A 16,126-nucleotide genomic window follows, 5' to 3' on the forward strand; every position below is an offset into this window, starting at 1 on the left:
AAACTGCGAGTGAAATGCAATCCAGTGTGCCCTCACACAGCGGATTATTGTGATCTTCGCCCGATTTCGGGAACGTTCCCATTTTCGCCGTCACGTTGAAGGAGTAGGCTTGCGCACAGGTCATAACCCCTATCACCATCTGTCATGAGGTTTCATGATGAGTAAAGTCAAACAAACAGATATCGATCAGCTGATCGTCCTGGTCGGCGGACGCGACAACATCGCCACCGTCAGCCATTGCATTACCCGCCTGCGCTTCGTGCTGAACGATCCGGCCAAAGCCAACCCGAAGGCCATTGAAGAGCTTTCCATGGTTAAAGGCTGCTTCACCAATGCCGGGCAGTTCCAGGTGGTGATTGGTACCGAAGTGGGCGATTACTATCAGGCTCTGCTGGCGACTACCGGGCACTCTTCCGCAGATAAAGAGCAGGCGAAGAAGGCCGCGCGTCAGAATATGAAATGGCATGAGCAGCTGATTTCCCATTTTGCGGAGATCTTCTTCCCGCTGCTGCCAGCGCTGATCAGCGGGGGCTTAATTCTGGGCTTCCGTAACGTCATCGGCGATGTGCCAATGAGCGACGGCAAAACCCTGGCGCAGATGTACCCGGCGCTGCAAAGTATCTATGACTTCCTGTGGCTGATTGGCGAAGCGATCTTCTTCTATCTGCCGGTCGGAATCTGCTGGTCCGCGGTGCGCAAGATGGGCGGAACGCCAATTCTCGGTATCGTGCTCGGCGTGACGCTGGTCTCTCCGCAGTTAATGAACGCTTACTTACTTGGTCAGCAAACGCCAGAGGTGTGGAACTTCGGCCTGTTTACCATCGCCAAAGTGGGCTATCAGGCGCAGGTGATCCCGGCATTGCTGGCGGGTCTGGCGCTGGGCTTTATTGAGACGCGCCTGAAGCGCATCGTGCCGGATTACCTGTATCTGGTGGTGGTCCCGGTCTGCTCGCTGATCCTGGCGGTGTTCCTGGCGCACGCCTTTATCGGTCCGTTTGGCCGCATGATTGGCGACGGCGTGGCCTTCGCGGTCCGTCACCTGATGACCGGCAGCTTCGCGCCAATCGGTGCCGCGCTGTTTGGCTTCCTCTACGCTCCGCTGGTGATCACCGGCGTGCACCAGACCACGCTGGCGATCGATATGCAAATGATCCAGAGCCTCGGCGGTACGCCTGTCTGGCCGATCATCGCCCTGTCTAACATTGCGCAGGCCTCGGCGGTAACCGGCATCATCATCGTCAGCCGTAAGCACAACGAGCGTGAGATCTCCGTTCCGGCTGCTATCTCCGCTTACCTCGGCGTCACTGAACCGGCGATGTACGGTATCAACCTGAAATACCGCTTCCCGATGCTCTGCGCGATGATCGGCTCCGGTCTGGCGGGCTTGCTGTGCGGCCTGAACGGCGTGATGGCAAACGGGATTGGCGTCGGCGGCCTGCCGGGGATCCTCTCCATTCAGCCCGCTTTCTGGCAGGTATTTGCGCTGGCGATGGCGGTGGCGATTATCATCCCAATGGCGCTGACTACCGTGGTTTATCAGCGTAAGTTCCGTCAGGGCACGTTGCAGATTGTTTAATTCTCTCTTTCGGGGCGCAGTTGCGCCCCTTCGCATTTGCAGGAACGCACTATGAATACCCTTCCTCACTGGTGGCAGAACGGCGTCATCTATCAGATTTACCCAAAGAGTTTCCAGGATACCACCGGCAGCGGCACGGGCGATCTACGCGGCGTAACGCAGCGCCTGGACTACCTGAAAACCCTCGGCATTGACGCTATCTGGCTGACGCCGTTTTATATCTCGCCGCAGGTGGATAACGGTTACGACGTGGCGAACTACACTGCCATTGACCCGACCTACGGCACGCTGGACGACTTTGACGAACTGGTTGCCCGGGCGCATGAACGCGGCATCCGCATCGTGCTGGATATGGTCTTTAACCACACGTCCACGCAGCACGCCTGGTTCCGCGAGTCGCTGGATAAAGCGAGTCCGTACCGCCAGTTCTATATCTGGCGGGACGGTACGCCGGATACGCTTCCCAACAACTTGCGCTCCAAATTTGGCGGCAACGCCTGGCGCTGGCACGCCGAAAGCGAACAGTATTATCTGCACCTGTTCGCACCGGAGCAGGCGGATCTCAACTGGGAAAACCCGGCGGTGCGCGCCGAGCTGAAAAAAGTGTGCGAGTTCTGGGCCGATCGCGGCGTGGACGGCTTGCGTCTGGACGTCATCAACCTGGTTTCAAAAGATCAGGATTTCCCGGACGATACCCTCGGCGACGGTCGCCGCTTCTACACTGACGGGCCGCGCATCCATGAATATCTTCAGGAGATGAGCCGGGACGTCTTTACCCCGCGTAACCTGATGACGGTGGGCGAGATGTCCTCCACCTCGCTGGAGAACTGCCAGCAGTACGCGTCTCTTGATGGCCGCGAGCTGTCGATGACCTTTAACTTTCACCACCTCAAGGTGGACTACCCCGGCGGCGAAAAATGGACGAAGGCAAAGCCGGACTTCGTGGCGCTGAAAACCCTTTTCCGCCACTGGCAGCAGGGGATGCACAACAAAGCCTGGAACGCGCTGTTCTGGTGTAACCATGACCAGCCGCGCATCGTGTCGCGCTTTGGTGACGAAGGGGAACACCGCGTGGCGGCGGCGAAAATGCTCGGCATGGTGCTGCACGGGATGCAGGGCACGCCGTATATCTACCAGGGTGAAGAGCTGGGTATGACCAACCCGCATTTCAGCCGTATCACCGACTACCGCGACGTGGAAAGTCTGAACATGTTCGCCGAACAGCGGGCTAACGGACGCGATACCGATGAACTACTGGCGATTCTGGCGAGTAAGTCACGCGATAATGGCCGCACGCCGATGCAGTGGGACGCCTCGCATAATGCGGGCTTTACCGAGGCCGAGCCGTGGATTGGCGTTTGCGACAACTACGAAACCGTGAATGTCCGCGCGGCGCTGGACGACCCCGATTCGGTGTTCTACACCTACCAGTCGCTGATTCGCCTGCGCAAAACCCTGCCGGTACTGACGTGGGGGGATTATGAGGATCTCCTGCCTGACCACCCTTCCCTGTGGTGCTATCGCCGCCAGTGGCAGGGGCAAACGCTGATGGTGGTGGCGAACCTGAGCCATTTGCCTCAGGAATGGCAAGCGGACGCTCTCAGCGGTGAGTCGCAGGTGGTGATAAGCAACTACCCCGCCCCTCAAACCTCAATGCTTCGTCCGTTTGAAGCCGTGTGGTGGCTAAAGCAGTAATTCCTCCGCCGGGCACGATGCCGTGTCCGGCTTACTTTGCTGTTTTTGTTGAATAATTAATCAGATTTTTCCTTCGCGTCTTTACAATTGCCCCAGCGCCCGCCGTTTGTACTCTCGTCTTTTTACTTTGTCCTGCATCAAAAAAATCGCAAACATGTTTGATGCAAATCACTATATGTAGCACTTAAAATGCACGCCGACCCAATATCTTGTATTTATCGTCTACTATTCCAACAACAAGACGGCGCTTACGCTGGCCGGAATTGTGGATAACACGGGCTGGGCACGCGGGAAGTCTTTGCCGCGGCGAGGAATACGCCCGGTGAATACTTCTCCACCTCTGTGGATAACCTGTTTTTAAAATGGAGTGATCATGACACCGCATGTGATGAAACGTGATGGCTGTAAAGTGCCGTTTAAATCAGAGCGCATCAAAGAAGCCATTCTGCGTGCAGCTAAAGCAGCGGGAGTCGATGACGCAGATTACTGCGCCACCGTCGCAGAAGTCGTTAGCAGCCAAATGCACGAACGCAGCCAGGTGGATATCAACGAGATCCAGACCGCGGTTGAAAACCAGCTGATGTCTGGTCCGTACAAGCAGCTGGCGCGCGCCTACATTGAGTATCGTCACGACCGTGACGTCCAGCGTGAGAAACGCGGTCGCCTGAACCAGGAGATCCGCGGCCTGGTAGAGCAAACCAACTCGTCGCTGCTCAATGAAAATGCCAATAAAGACAGCAAAGTGATCCCGACCCAGCGCGACCTGCTGGCCGGTATCGTCGCCAAGCACTATGCCCGTCAGCATCTGCTGCCGCGCGATGTAGTCTCGGCGCACGAGCGCGGTGAGATCCACTATCACGATCTCGACTACTCGCCGTTCTTCCCGATGTTTAACTGCATGCTGATCGACCTGAAAGGCATGCTGACCCACGGTTTTAAAATGGGTAACGCCGAGATTGAGCCGCCGAAATCCATCTCCACCGCGACGGCGGTCACGGCGCAGATCATCGCCCAGGTGGCGAGCCACATCTATGGCGGCACCACCATTAACCGCATTGATGAAGTGCTGGCCCCGTTCGTGACCGAGAGCTTCAACAAACACCGTAAAACGGCGGAAGAGTGGCAGATCCCGAATGCTGACGGTTACGCCCGTTCCCGCACCGAGAAAGAGTGCTACGACGCCTTCCAGTCGCTGGAATATGAGGTAAACACGCTGCACACCGCCAACGGCCAGACGCCGTTTGTGACCTTCGGGTTTGGCCTCGGCACCAGCTGGGAATCACGCCTGATCCAGCAGTCTATTCTGCGCAACCGTATCTCCGGCCTCGGTAAAAACCGTAAAACGGCGGTGTTCCCGAAACTGGTGTTCGCCATTCGCGACGGCCTGAACCACAAGTTTGGCGATCCGAACTACGACATCAAACAGCTGGCGCTGGAGTGCGCGAGCAAGCGTATGTACCCGGATATCCTCAACTACGACCAGGTGGTAAAAGTCACGGGTTCGTTTAAAACGCCAATGGGCTGCCGCAGCTTCCTCGGCGTGTACGAAGATGAGAACGGCGAGCAGATCCACGACGGGCGCAACAACCTGGGCGTCATCAGCCTGAACCTGCCGCGCATCGCGCTGGAAGCCAAAGGGAATGAAGCGGCCTTCTGGACGCTGCTGGATGAACGTTTACAGCTGGCACGTAAGGCGCTGATGACCCGCATCGCCCGTCTTGAAGGGGTGAAAGCCCGCGTCGCGCCAATTCTCTATATGGAAGGAGCCTGCGGCGTGCGCCTGAAAGCGGACGATGATGTGTCGGAGATCTTCAAAAACGGTCGCGCGTCGATCTCTCTTGGCTATATCGGCATTCACGAAACGATTAACGCGCTGTTTGGCGACAAGCATATCTATGACAACGACGCCCTGCGTGAGAAGGGTATCGCGATTGTGCAGCGCCTGCGCGATGCGGTAGACCAGTGGAAAGAGGAAACTGGTTACGGTTTCAGCCTGTACAGCACGCCGAGTGAAAACCTCTGCGATCGCTTCTGCCGTCTGGACACCGCCGAATTCGGCATCGTGGAAGGCGTGACCGACAAAGGTTACTACACCAACAGCTTCCACCTCGATGTGGAGAAGAAGGTGAACCCGTACGACAAGATCGACTTCGAAGCGGCTTATCCGCCCATCGCGAACGGCGGTTTTATCTGCTATGGCGAGTACCCGAACATTCAGCACAACCTGAAGGCGCTGGAAGACGTGTGGGATTACAGCTATCAGCACGTGCCGTACTACGGAACCAACACGCCAATTGACGAGTGCTACGAGTGCGGCTTTACCGGTGAGTTCGAGTGCACCAGCAAAGGCTTCACCTGTCCGAAATGCGGTAACCACGATGCAGCCCGCGTCTCCGTGACCCGCCGCGTGTGCGGCTACCTCGGCAGCCCGGATGCCCGTCCGTTTAACGCCGGTAAGCAGGAAGAGGTGAAGCGCAGGGTGAAACATCTGGGGAATGGGCAGATCGGGTAAGTTCTGCGCAGGGTGTCCCCCCCACCCTACCCCTCTCCCTCAAGGGAGAGGGAACCGATCGAGCACATTGTTATTCCGGCCACCGGTTTTCTCCCTCTCCCTGTGGGAGAGGGCCGGGGTGAGGGCATCAGGTTAACGCTATGAATTATCACCAGTACTACCCCGTCGACATCGTCAACGGCCCCGGCACCCGCTGTACCCTGTTTGTATCAGGCTGCGTTCACGAGTGCCCCGGCTGCTACAACAAAAGCACCTGGCGCCTGAACTCGGGTATGCCGTTTACCGCTGAGATGGAAGACCGCATCATCAACGACCTGAACGACACGCGCATCAAACGCCAGGGGATCTCGCTCTCCGGCGGCGACCCGCTCCATCCGCAAAACGTGCCGGAGATCCTGAAGCTGGTAAAACGCATCCACCACGAGTGCGCGGGAAAAGACATCTGGGTCTGGACGGGCTATAAGCTGGATGAACTGAATGCGCAGCAGATGGAAGTGGTGGATCTAATTAACGTCCTGGTCGACGGCAAGTTCATGCAGGATCTAAAAGATCCTATGCTTATCTGGCGCGGCAGCAGCAACCAGGTTGTGCATCATCTGCGTTGAATGAAGGCGGATATCCTCTGTCCGCCTGAACGTCAAAACCGACTCAAACTCTCCATCGCCACAGCCTTAAACGCCGCAAAATTCTCGCACTGGCACAGGCGCGCCATCGCGCGTTCACGCAGGAAAGTGACAAAGATGTCGTAAATCGCCATTGCCTCTTCGTACTCGCTTTTGCTGATGGCGAGCAGGAAGATGACATGGGCGGTTTCATCTCCCCACTGAATGCCCTGCGGCGCCAGCACGGTGTAGACCACCGTTTTTTGCGCCAGCAGGCCGAGGGAGTGCGGCAGCGCAATGCCGTCGCCGAGCATGGTGCTGACGATGGCTTCACGCTCGATAACCGAATCCAGAAACTCCGCACCGACAAAGCCCTCTGCTTCAAGCTGTTCACACAGCTCGCGGAACAGCGTTTGCTGGTCGACAGGCTTGTCGATAATGCGGAAATGGGCCGCGTCGAAGTATTTTTCCAGCATCCACGGCCGGGTGCGGTCCACCAGCACCAGCTTGCCGATCTGCTCTAACTGATAATCGGTCGGGAACGGGGCGATCATCACCACCGGTTTGGATTTTTCGCTCACGCGGGCGGTGGAGATCACAAAGTCTTCGCCAATGGCATCGGCAAGCTCGTACTCGCGAAGGGTGAGCGTGCGCGTCACCTCAATCTGCGGGTATTTACGCTGAAGTACCGCCTCGATCATGCGCACCATCGCGTTACCTGCGTCGCATACCAGCAGCACCCGCGGCTGGCGCTGGTAGCCGATGTTGTAGTGGCGCTCCAGCCCGACGCCGATATGCAGCACCAGAAAACCAATTTCGTTTTCGCTGATCACATACGGGGTGTATTTTCCCCAGCTCGACACCGCCGCGAGGGTCATATCCCACGCCATCGGGTAGTGCTGCTTGATGTTATCCAGCAACGGATTGGGGATCATGATTTGATACCGCACGCGGGTAATCATGGTTTTTATGTGCGTGAGCAGATCTGCATGCAGTTGCTCGTCGCTCAACAGGTTGTAGTTATAGTGGGTGTTGATGTAGCGCAGAATGTAGTTGACCAGGGCTTCGTCGTCGTCAGCATTAATGGCGCTCGGGGCGATCTCCTGGATCTGCCGCGCCGCAATGTGCACGCACAGCCAGCTCTCTTCTGACGGCGACAGCGCTTTGCCCGCCAGCTCCTGGATAGCCACCGCGATATCTTTCGCCGCCTCATGCACGTTCTCTTCCACGTCTTCCGCGTGGAATTCCGGCAGCGGATACCCTTCGCTGATGCGCCGCACCGACACCGCGCAGTACAGGCGCAGGAACAGCTCGCCTTCGTCGGTCAGGCGAATGTGATGGCGCGTCAGCGCATCGTGCAGCACCGGCACCATCTTTTCCGCCACGCCCGCGTTCAGCGCCACGTCGGTCACCAGCGGGTTCAGGCTGTCCTGCTGCGCCAGCTCCCACAGGAGGTCGGTCAGGCAGGCGCGGATCGCCATCTCGCTGCCAAACAGCTTCATGCCGTGGCGAGGGCGGGTTTCCAGCGTCAGGTTGTAACGGTGAAACCACTCGCGCACTTCCACCATGTCGCTCTGCAACGTGGCCCGGCTGACGAACCACTCATCGGCCAGATCCTCCAGCTTGATGGAAAAGGCTGACGTCAGAAAACGCACCACCAGATAGTGCACGCGCTCAGGTCCGGTTCGCGGAATACGTAGCGCGCGCGGGTGGGACGCCTGCAATTGTTGATAGCGCGCCACATCATTAATTTTGAGCTGATAGCCGTTGCCCCGGCTCAAAATGAACTGCGCGCCGTGGCTGGCCAGCAGCGCGTTCAGGGCGGTGATATCCGCCCGGACGGTTCGCGTGGAAACCGACAGCCGCTGCGCCAGCTCGTCCTGCGGCAGCGTCTCGTTTTGCAACAGATCGAAAAGTTGCGCTAAACGTTGGTTCGGAAATCGCACGTCGTTGTCCTCTTACGGCTTAAGGTGAAATGACCATCTGGGATGGGCTGCCGACCGGGGTATAGTCTGGCTCGGCGCTCAGCTTGCCGTCCGGCGCCACGCGGAAACGGGTAATGTTGTCGCTGCGCTGGTTCATGACGTACAGCCAGCGACCCTGCTTATCGAGCGTCAGGGTGCGCGGATAGTCGCCGCGCGTCCAGACATCATCCTGATGCGTCAGCGTACCCTCTGCCGTTACGGTAAAGTGCCCGATGCTGTTATGCAAACGGTTAGCGACATACAGCTGTTTCCCGTCGGCACTTAGCGCCAGCCCGGCAGCAAAACTGGTGCCTTTATAACCGTCCGGCAGGGCTGAAACCGTTTTACCCTCTTTCAGCCTGCCATTACTGTCCAGCGCATAATGGGTGAGCGTAGACGCCTCTTCGTTAATCAGCCACAGGGCATCACCTTTCGGCGTAAAGACGAAGTGGCGCGGCCCGGCCCCTTTTGAGGAGGCGCTGATAAACGGCGGATCGTTCGGAGTCAGCTTCCCGGTTTGATCGTCAAAACGGTACTGATAGATGCTATCCAGCCCCAGATCGGTGGAAAAAACGTATTTCCCGCTCGGATCGGCGGCGATCATGTGCGCATGCGGGCCGTTATGATCGCTGATGGCGAAACTGCCCTCGACGGCAGCTTCCGGCTTCGCCGCGCCCGGTTCGCCTTTGTCCTGATGGGTGTCCGTAGCATCGCTCAGGCTGCCGTCTGCGTTAACGGGCAGCACCGCGACAGTTCCGCTGATGTAGTTTGCCACCAGCAGATGTTTACCGTTCGGCGTCAGGGAAAGATATACCGGCCCCGCGCCGCCGGAGGCCACCTGATTCAGCTCGCTCAGCGTGCCGTTATCGCCGATGCGCAGCGCCTGCACCACGCCCTGCTCCACTTCGCTTGCCAGATAGAGCGTTTTGCCGTCGTGTGAGACGGTTAACTGCGCGGCGTTCGGCAGCTTGCTCACCAGCGTTTTATCGTTCAGCGCACCGGTTTGCGGGTCGACGGTAAAGCGGTACAGCCCTTCGCCGTTCGGATTATAGGTACCCACCCAGGCGTATTGCGTCTGGGCGACAGCGGCGGTGGCGAGCATTGAGAGTGAAGCGACAAGCAGGGTTCGGGTGTGCATGGTGGCTCCTTCGGGTGTGTGCGGTTTGTTTCCCCTCACCCTAACCCTCTCCCCAAAGGGGAGAGGGGACGATTACACCCTCTCCCCTTTGGGGAAAGGGCTGGGGTGAGGGGCAGGTTCTACTTAACCAGCTTCTTCGTCATCGCCAGCAGCGTACGCACATCTTCCGGACGCGTATCACCGCTGGCTTTATCGATAATCGAGCTGTAGATATGCGGGATGATTTTGCTCACGCCCGCATCCAGGGCGATCTGCAAGATCGTCTCGAAGTTCTCCAGATCGATTCCCCCGGTCGGCTCCAGCCAGAAGTCGTGACGGGCGCAGGCTTCCGCCACCGCCTGGTATTCGTCACGGCACTTCAGGCCGCCCATCGGGAAATATTTGATGGAGCTGCCGCCGAAATCTTTCAGCAGGGCGATGGCGGTTTCAACCGGCACAATGCCGTCCGGCGCGTTACTGCTCAGCGGGCCGGTGGAGATTTTCACCATCCCGACGGTACCGGTCGGAGAGACCAGACCGTTGACTACGGAGTCATTTTGCCCCAGCAGCGCGCGGCTGGTGGCCACGCCGGTAAAGACCTGGTTAACGTGCTGCGGCTGCACCTGGCGGGAGATTTCACTCACCATCGCCGACTGGTTCGGATCGCCCGCGCCCAGGCCAACGGAGAGCGCGTTATCAATCAGCTTCGCGTATTCACGCATATCCGCGACCGCGCTCGCCACGTCCGGGTAATTTTTGGAGAGCACGCCCACCAGCACGTGGCCTTCCGCCGCCTCATAGATGGCGCTGGCGTTGGCCTTTGAGCCAGCCAGCACGTTCAGACAGACGCGGTCACGGTAAAAGTTGGGGGTCAGTTTCATGCGTTTTTCTCCTGTCCTAATACTTCACTAATGCGGCGGTACACAATGTTCAGCTGGTCAGCGTTTACGCTGCGCACGTCCGCTTCGATAATCCCTTCGTTGGCTTTATAGCCACGGAAGTAAATGGCGTATTCGCCCTGCTTCAGCTTCGCCACCAGGTCACCCGTGCCGACGCCGGTGGTGGCTTCGTCGAACTTAATTTCGGTGCGGGCGATGTCGCGTCCGGCGCTGTCCCAGACCACGCGCGCGGTCACACCGTTCAGGGTGTTGAGCGCCTCGATAAACGGCGTCATTTTCGCCACCATCTCGGCGCCGCTCTCCTTGGTGGCCGTCAGGTAGTGTTCGATGGCGCAGGTCAGGCCAAGAATGCCCTCTTTGCCCACCTTCATCGCGCGGCCAATGCCCGCCGTCTGGCGCTTCACCCACTCAACGTACTGGGTTTTGCCAATCACCAGGCCGCTGGTTGGGCCTTCGATCGCCTTCGCGCCGCTGTAGATCACCAGATCGGCGCCGGATCGGTAATAGGTATGCAGATCTTCTTCCGCCGCGGCATCAACGATCAGCGGCAAGTCGTGTTTACGCGCGACAACCGCCGCCTGCTCGACGCTGAGCATGCTTTTCTGCACGCAGTGGTGCGATTTAATGTAGAGGATAGCCGCCGTGCGCGGGGTGATCGCCGCCGCCAGCTGATCGGCGGAACATTCGTTGGCGTAGCCCGCTTCCACCAGCTTGCCGCCGCCAAGCGCCACCATGGTGCCCACCGGCGCGCCAAAATTCACGTTGTGGCCTTTCGGCAGGACGATCTCGTTATTTTCAATCGGTGTGACGTGCAGGTTTTCCAGCAGCCAGTCGCTGTCTTTCACCAGCACAGCCGCCACGGACTGGGCAATGCCCGCCGACGCGCAGGAGACCACCGTCGCCCCTTCCACCTCCAGCAGCTTCGCGATGTATTCCCCGGTTTTATTGACCAGATCCTTCATCTCGAAATAGTGATTCATGCCGTCCATCGCCGCCTGCACCACTTCCGGGCGCGGCGTGGAGACACCCAGCGCCGTCATGCGGCCAGAGGTGTTGATAACCTGCTTTAAGTTGTACTTCTCATAAATCGAAGGCATGTTCCGTGCTCCCTTGTTCGGTCATGTAGCCCTTGCCCGCGCGGATCGCGGCAAGCGGCACCAGAATGTGTTCAGCCTGCAGGCTGTCGTTTTCGGCATCCGTCAGCACCGTCGGCTGGCGCTTGAGGGTAAACAGCGTCAGATCGGCGTCGAGGCCAGGCTGAATGCGGCCTTTGCGCGTCAGGCGCAGGCCGTCGGCGGCGTTGGCGGTGACGCAGTCAATCACCTGCGGCAATGACATGCCGATGGCGAGGAATTTCGACATCACGCTTGCCAGCGAGCCGACCGGGCCGTTGATGCGGTTGCGGCAGTAAATATCCGAGCTGATGGTGTGCGGCAGAATGCCCATCGCAATAGCGCGCTTCGCCACTTCAAAGCTGAAGCTCGCCGTACCGTGGCCAACGTCCAGACGCACGCCGCGCTTCAGGGCGGAGGTAATGGAGGCACGCAGCTCGCCGGAGGGCGTCAGGATGCGGTTTGGCTTGCCGTTGTAGCAGTGGGTAATGATGTCGCCGGAGCTCAGCAGCTCGGCGATTTCGTCGAGGTTCGGCGGGTTGTTGCCAATGTGCACCATCAGCGGCAGGTCGCCGTTCTCTTTCTGGATCGCTTTCGCGCGCGCCAGCGGGGTGATGCCGTTTTCACCGACCACGCTGCTGCTCATGCGCGCCTTCAGGCCGACGATAAAATCAGGGTGGCGCTTCACCGCCTGCTTCACCGCATCGGCGTCAATGTTTGCCATGTTGGCCAGTTCGTTCTGGGCAATCAGCCCCACGCGGGAGATATTCAACAGGGCAAAGACATCGGTGGAGGCTTTGCGGGTGATGGTGTAGAAATCGTCCACGTCGTCGGCCCCGGTGCTGCCCGCGTCCACCACGGTGGTGACGCCGGTGGCAATGCCCACGCTGTCCGGCCCGTCGTGGTAAATCGGGGAGTTCGGGTAGCAGTGGACGTGGGAGTCAATCCAGCCCGCGCTGACGAACACATCACCGTTAAGCTCAACCGTTTTGCGGGCGGGAGCGTTAATGTCGCCTGTCGCGGCGATCTTCCCGTCCTGAATGGCGATATCGGTCAGGGTATCGTCGGCGAGGCGCGCACGGCGCAGGAGTAGATCAAACATGGGGTTCTCCTGATAAGGCGGGCACCGAAGCGCCCGCGGGTATTAAAGGGCGACCGGGAACAGCCAGCCCAAAATCATTGCGCCGAGGATGGCGCCACCGGTTATCGGCTTCTGCCAGATGTAGAACAGCAACGCGCCTACCAGGGAACCGACGCCGATTGGAATGGAAGCGGTCATGGCGCTGAGGATAATCAACGGCCCGAGGAAGCGGCCGGAGGCGTTACCCGCGCCCATCATCACGTCTGCGCCGTAGGTGGAGTTGCTCTGGTTGATGGTGAACTTACGCGCCAGGATGATGACGTAGCCAATCGCCAGACCAATCACCAGGCCGGTAATCAGCGAGGCAATGAAGTTGGTCACCGGGAACATGATCCCCGCGCCCAGCAGCAGCGCCGGTACGCCGAGGCCCACGCCGGTCTGGATCGCCCCGCCGATATCAAGAATACCTACCAGCGACCCTTCGATAATTCGGGCGAACAGGAAGCTCGCGCCAAATGCCGCCACCGCGCCGTAAACGCCGGTATCAATGCCCGCTTTCAGCATCGCCACGAAGGCCACTTCGTTAAACGCGCCGATGCCGTAGAGGTAGTACATGTGCGTCCCGGCAAACACGCCGGAGGAGAGCAGGCCAACGAAGATCGGGAACGACCAGTCGGCATACCAAAAACCTTTATTCTGTTCCATTTAGAGGCTCCTGTTATTTACCGCTGAGCGAGTTGTGGATCATGTCGAGCCAGTTCGGCACGGTCAGATGGAAGGATTCGATCATCTTCATGTCGAAGCCGCGGAAGAAGCCGCTCAGCACGAAGAGCAGAACGATCGCCGCCATCATCACTTTGGTGACGTGGTTCCAGCCGCTCTCCTCCACGCCTTTACCGATCAGAATACCCAGTACCAGACCCGGTACGGCGTTGCCCATAATCAGCTGCGCCGCGCCGCCAAAGATGGTGGCCCAGAAGCCCGATTTTTTACCCGCGTCGATGGCCGCCAGCCAGAAGATCACCGGCATGACGGTGTTGACCAGCAGGTTAGCCGCCGGTACAAGCACCTTCACGGCGGTGACCTGAAGCGCTGCGGGCACGGAGGAGGCGGTCAGGTTAAGGAAGGTCACGACAATCATGCCGATGATGCCGCAGGCAATCGCCATTTTGCGCGGGTCATGCAGCGTTTCACCGACGTTACGGTTTTTGATCATCAGCGCGGCAGCACCCCAGTTTGGGATGATGCGGTGGTCAACGTCCTGTGTGAAGGCACCTGCGGCCACGGAAGAGGCCCAGGCGTTAAAGAAGAAACCTAACCCAAAGGAGAAGTGGGACGCCGGATCCCCTTCGCAGGAGTTCAGTTCCCCCAACGTACGAAACGCGCCCATACCCTGAGTGGTAGGCGCATGAAACATGCGTGCAGCCCCGGCCCCGACACCGACGCCTACCAGGCCGCCGATGATGAGCGATTTTATTAATATAATTAAGAACATCAGTCTGCCCTTTTATGAATAATCAGCGTTGCGTGACGAAATCCACCTGGTCGAGATTGATGGCTGTCACGTTGACGGTCACATCCAGCTCCACGCTGTAGGTGCGTCTTTCCCGGCGCAGAAAGAAGAACAGAAACGCTTCTTTTCGCACCGCTTCTTGCGCCTGAACGACCTGCACATCCTGTGGCTCAATACGCAGTAAGATATGCGGTGAGGCTTTCATCACCGCGGCCTGAACGTGGTTGAGCGCGTCGGCAAAGGCGCGCGCTTTGGCGTCGCCCTTCCCCTTCACTCTCACCGTGGTTGTGAACTGTTCTTTCATGCTTACGCGCCGTATTTCTTCTGCCACGCCTGTACCAGACGCTCGCCCAGCTCTTCTTTATCCATAAAGCCAAAGCCCAGCACGTTGCAGCCTTCGTTGATGGCGGTCACACCCTCATCCACGGAGCGCATCCCGTATTTGGCCTTGTAGCCATATTTGGTCTGAGCGGTGATGGCGCCCGCGCCGCCGCTGCCGCAGAAGGAGATCCCGAAGGTGGCGTTTTCTGCTTTCATCACGTCACCGAGCTTCATATCCGCTGCCATGCCCGGTACGACAACCGCGCGTCCGCCGGCTTTTTCCACACCCGCAGCCACTTTCTGCCCTTTACCCAGGCGATCGCCAATCACGACTGTAATCTGTTCCATGTGTTGCTCCTTAAAGGTTGTCTTTCGCGACTTCGAAGTGAACGGAGAGCAGCCAGGCCTCTTCATCAGGAAGGTTGCCGAACTGCGCTACCACTTCACGGGCAAGTTGCATTGAATCTGGTGAAATTTCGTCGAACAGCTCTGCTTCAACCTCCGGCAGCGGCTCGCCGGTCACGGACCGGTGCGCCATTGCGCGAACGTGGGAGGTCAGCATCTGCTCCTGTACCGCGTTGGGGATGATGTTGTGCCGGGCCAGCAGGGCGTAGACCTGCTGAAGCATGGTGTTCGCGAGCTGTTCTGTTTGCACCGCCTGTTCCCCAACGTCGTTCATTACCGCTCCGTTAATCACTCGTCTTACCCCGTTAATGGCTCTGGAATAAAACTAACGTCGAGGGGGAATTGTTTGTAGCGAGTTGTTTTCCACTTCGAAGTGGAAAGGCGAGCAGCGGCAGTGATCTGTGCCACATAAATGCGGTGAATCTGTATAAATCGCTGGATTTACGTGATGAATATCACGCTATTACGCGGTATTAGACTGATAAGCGGAGTGAAAAAGATTACGAGCAGGCTCGTAGAAATGTGACGTGGATAAGGTTTTCTTATGGAGATTCGCTAGAGTGGCGGCGGGTGCTTGAGACTGACCGTCTCAGGCATGGGACGGAAAGTGGAAAGCCCCGCCTGATAAAAAATCAGGGCGGGGGCTCGAAACGACACGTCACACCGTGGAGTTCGCTACCTCGCCCGCTTTAAAGCAAGGAGGCATCCATGAAACGCAGAAACCCAAGTATCGGGGTTTTGATGATTATTTCTTTGACAATAATCATCTTAACGCTGGTAACGAGGAAAACACTGTGCGAGATCCGTTTTCGTAATGGCTCGCTTGAAGTGACAGCGCGGATGGATTGTCGCTCCGGCAAGTAGGGAGCAACGATGCGGGGGCGCATCATGCGCCTCCGCATACGGAGAGAGGACGTACAGCTCAGGCACCCAATTAACGATACTTCTTGTGATACGCGTTGCGGGTCGCCGCAAACTGGTCGGCTGCCGCCTGGGCTTCCTTCACTTTGCCTTCGTTCGCCAGCTTCAGCGCGCCGTCAATCTGGCCGACCAGCACGTCAAAGCCGTGGCGGTAGTCTTTCATCTCGGCGCTGTCTGCCGCTTTGCTTTCCAGCTTCGGCGGCGTCGCTTTTTGCGCATCCAGCGCAGCTTCACGCATCTTCGTCAGTGCGTCTTTCATTTCCGCCGCATTGTCGGTTTTCTGCACCACCTTCAGATTTTGACTGAGGATGTCCATGTTGTCTTCGAGATCGGCAGCAAACGCAGATGAGCCAAGAACCAGCGTTGAAGCCGCGACGATCGCTAACAGGTGTTTACGCATTGCTCACT

Annotated in this window: 16 protein-coding genes; 5 read left to right on the plus strand and 11 right to left on the minus strand. The window is 58.3% G+C overall.

The window, feature by feature from the left end; all coding sequences use genetic code 11:
- Positions 1–157: 157 nt before the first annotated feature.
- From treB to nrdG, 4 genes are all read left to right on the plus strand, one after another.
- Positions 158–1,576, plus strand: a complete 1,419-nt coding sequence (gene treB, locus ACOTXL_RS16485) for a PTS trehalose transporter subunit IIBC (protein ID WP_003863402.1) — start codon at positions 158–160, stop codon at positions 1,574–1,576.
- Positions 1,577–1,627: 51 nt separating this feature from the next.
- Positions 1,628–3,271, plus strand: coding sequence for an alpha,alpha-phosphotrehalase (gene treC / locus ACOTXL_RS16490; protein WP_045350669.1), 1,644 nt, complete (start codon positions 1,628–1,630; stop codon positions 3,269–3,271).
- 373 nt (positions 3,272–3,644) lie between these two features.
- The gene (nrdD, locus tag ACOTXL_RS16495; RefSeq protein WP_003863406.1) at positions 3,645–5,783 is read left to right on the plus strand and encodes an anaerobic ribonucleoside-triphosphate reductase; all 2,139 of its coding nucleotides are present in this window, start codon (positions 3,645–3,647) and stop codon (positions 5,781–5,783) included.
- Between the two features lie 140 nt (positions 5,784–5,923).
- Positions 5,924–6,388, plus strand: coding sequence for an anaerobic ribonucleoside-triphosphate reductase-activating protein (gene nrdG / locus ACOTXL_RS16500; protein ID WP_003856093.1), 465 nt, complete (start codon positions 5,924–5,926; stop codon positions 6,386–6,388).
- Between the two features lie 32 nt (positions 6,389–6,420).
- Here the strand turns inward: nrdG and ACOTXL_RS16505 are convergent, their stop codons facing one another.
- The 10 genes from ACOTXL_RS16505 to ACOTXL_RS16550 form a co-directional block, all read right to left on the minus strand.
- Positions 6,421–8,331, minus strand: a complete 1,911-nt coding sequence (locus ACOTXL_RS16505; RefSeq protein ID WP_032608374.1) for a BglG family transcription antiterminator — start codon at positions 8,329–8,331, stop codon at positions 6,421–6,423.
- A 19-nt stretch (positions 8,332–8,350) separates the two neighbouring features.
- Positions 8,351–9,487, minus strand: coding sequence for a lactonase family protein (locus ACOTXL_RS16510; RefSeq protein WP_045350668.1), 1,137 nt, complete (start codon positions 9,485–9,487; stop codon positions 8,351–8,353).
- 119 nt (positions 9,488–9,606) lie between these two features.
- Entirely contained in the window at positions 9,607–10,347 is a 741-nt protein-coding gene (gene dagF / locus ACOTXL_RS16515; protein WP_045350667.1) for a 2-dehydro-3-deoxy-phosphogluconate aldolase, read from the minus strand.
- A complete protein-coding gene (locus ACOTXL_RS16520) occupies positions 10,344–11,462 on the minus strand; it encodes a DgaE family pyridoxal phosphate-dependent ammonia lyase (RefSeq protein WP_045336786.1) in 1,119 nt (372 codons plus the stop codon). Before ACOTXL_RS16520 ends, dagF begins: the two co-directional genes overlap by 4 nt.
- Positions 11,446–12,579: an amidohydrolase/deacetylase family metallohydrolase gene (locus tag ACOTXL_RS16525; RefSeq protein WP_045350666.1), complete on the minus strand. Its 1,134-nt coding sequence runs from the start codon at positions 12,577–12,579 to the stop codon at positions 11,446–11,448. The genes ACOTXL_RS16520 and ACOTXL_RS16525 overlap by 17 nt, the downstream gene beginning before the upstream one ends.
- Before the next feature lie 42 nt (positions 12,580–12,621).
- Positions 12,622–13,263, minus strand: a complete 642-nt coding sequence (locus ACOTXL_RS16530; RefSeq protein WP_003856081.1) for a DUF4310 family protein — start codon at positions 13,261–13,263, stop codon at positions 12,622–12,624.
- Positions 13,264–13,276: 13 nt separating this feature from the next.
- A complete protein-coding gene (locus ACOTXL_RS16535) occupies positions 13,277–14,053 on the minus strand; it encodes a DUF4311 domain-containing protein (protein ID WP_006810337.1) in 777 nt (258 codons plus the stop codon).
- 22 nt (positions 14,054–14,075) lie between these two features.
- A complete protein-coding gene (locus ACOTXL_RS16540) occupies positions 14,076–14,375 on the minus strand; it encodes a DUF4312 family protein (RefSeq protein WP_006810338.1) in 300 nt (99 codons plus the stop codon).
- Positions 14,376–14,377: 2 nt separating this feature from the next.
- Positions 14,378–14,740 carry an SFCGS family glycine-rich protein gene (locus tag ACOTXL_RS16545; RefSeq protein ID WP_006810339.1) on the minus strand — a complete coding sequence of 121 codons (363 nt, stop codon included), beginning with the start codon at positions 14,738–14,740 and terminating at the stop codon, positions 14,378–14,380.
- 10 nt (positions 14,741–14,750) lie between these two features.
- Entirely contained in the window at positions 14,751–15,089 is a 339-nt protein-coding gene (locus ACOTXL_RS16550) for a PRD domain-containing protein (RefSeq protein WP_026080657.1), read from the minus strand.
- A 449-nt stretch (positions 15,090–15,538) separates the two neighbouring features.
- Here ACOTXL_RS16550 and ACOTXL_RS16555 point away from each other — a divergent pair, with 449 nt between their 5' ends.
- On the plus strand, positions 15,539–15,661 hold the full coding sequence (locus tag ACOTXL_RS16555; protein WP_227011084.1) for a Hok/Gef family protein: 123 nt from the start codon (positions 15,539–15,541) through the stop codon (positions 15,659–15,661).
- Positions 15,662–15,731: 70 nt separating this feature from the next.
- On the opposite strand, the gene cybC is transcribed toward ACOTXL_RS16555, so the two are convergent.
- Positions 15,732–16,118, minus strand: coding sequence for a cytochrome b562 (cybC, locus tag ACOTXL_RS16560; RefSeq protein WP_022650280.1), 387 nt, complete (start codon positions 16,116–16,118; stop codon positions 15,732–15,734).
- Positions 16,119–16,126: the final 8 nt, after the last annotated feature.

It is taken from the genome of Enterobacter cloacae complex sp. IR5402 (genome assembly GCF_049238125.1).
Taxonomy (GTDB): domain Bacteria; phylum Pseudomonadota; class Gammaproteobacteria; order Enterobacterales; family Enterobacteriaceae; genus Enterobacter; species Enterobacter hormaechei_C.

Excerpts from the sequence above, each read along its gene's own strand:
- treB (WP_003863402.1), top strand. The coding sequence starts at position 158 with ATGAGTAAAGTCAAACAAACAGATATCGATCAGCTGATCGTCCTGGTC.
- treC (WP_045350669.1), top strand. The coding sequence starts at position 1,628 with ATGAATACCCTTCCTCACTGGTGGCAGAACGGCGTCATCTATCAGATT.
- nrdD (WP_003863406.1), top strand. The coding sequence starts at position 3,645 with ATGACACCGCATGTGATGAAACGTGATGGCTGTAAAGTGCCGTTTAAA.
- nrdG (WP_003856093.1), top strand. The coding sequence starts at position 5,924 with ATGAATTATCACCAGTACTACCCCGTCGACATCGTCAACGGCCCCGGC.
- ACOTXL_RS16510 (WP_045350668.1), bottom strand. The coding sequence starts at position 9,487 with ATGCACACCCGAACCCTGCTTGTCGCTTCACTCTCAATGCTCGCCACC.
- dagF (WP_045350667.1), bottom strand. The coding sequence starts at position 10,347 with ATGAAACTGACCCCCAACTTTTACCGTGACCGCGTCTGTCTGAACGTG.
- ACOTXL_RS16520 (WP_045336786.1), bottom strand. The coding sequence starts at position 11,462 with ATGCCTTCGATTTATGAGAAGTACAACTTAAAGCAGGTTATCAACACC.
- ACOTXL_RS16525 (WP_045350666.1), bottom strand. The coding sequence starts at position 12,579 with ATGTTTGATCTACTCCTGCGCCGTGCGCGCCTCGCCGACGATACCCTG.
- ACOTXL_RS16530 (WP_003856081.1), bottom strand. The coding sequence starts at position 13,263 with ATGGAACAGAATAAAGGTTTTTGGTATGCCGACTGGTCGTTCCCGATC.
- ACOTXL_RS16535 (WP_006810337.1), bottom strand. The coding sequence starts at position 14,053 with ATGTTCTTAATTATATTAATAAAATCGCTCATCATCGGCGGCCTGGTA.
- ACOTXL_RS16540 (WP_006810338.1), bottom strand. The coding sequence starts at position 14,375 with ATGAAAGAACAGTTCACAACCACGGTGAGAGTGAAGGGGAAGGGCGAC.
- ACOTXL_RS16545 (WP_006810339.1), bottom strand. The coding sequence starts at position 14,740 with ATGGAACAGATTACAGTCGTGATTGGCGATCGCCTGGGTAAAGGGCAG.
- ACOTXL_RS16555 (WP_227011084.1), top strand. The coding sequence starts at position 15,539 with ATGATTATTTCTTTGACAATAATCATCTTAACGCTGGTAACGAGGAAA.
- cybC (WP_022650280.1), bottom strand. The coding sequence starts at position 16,118 with ATGCGTAAACACCTGTTAGCGATCGTCGCGGCTTCAACGCTGGTTCTT.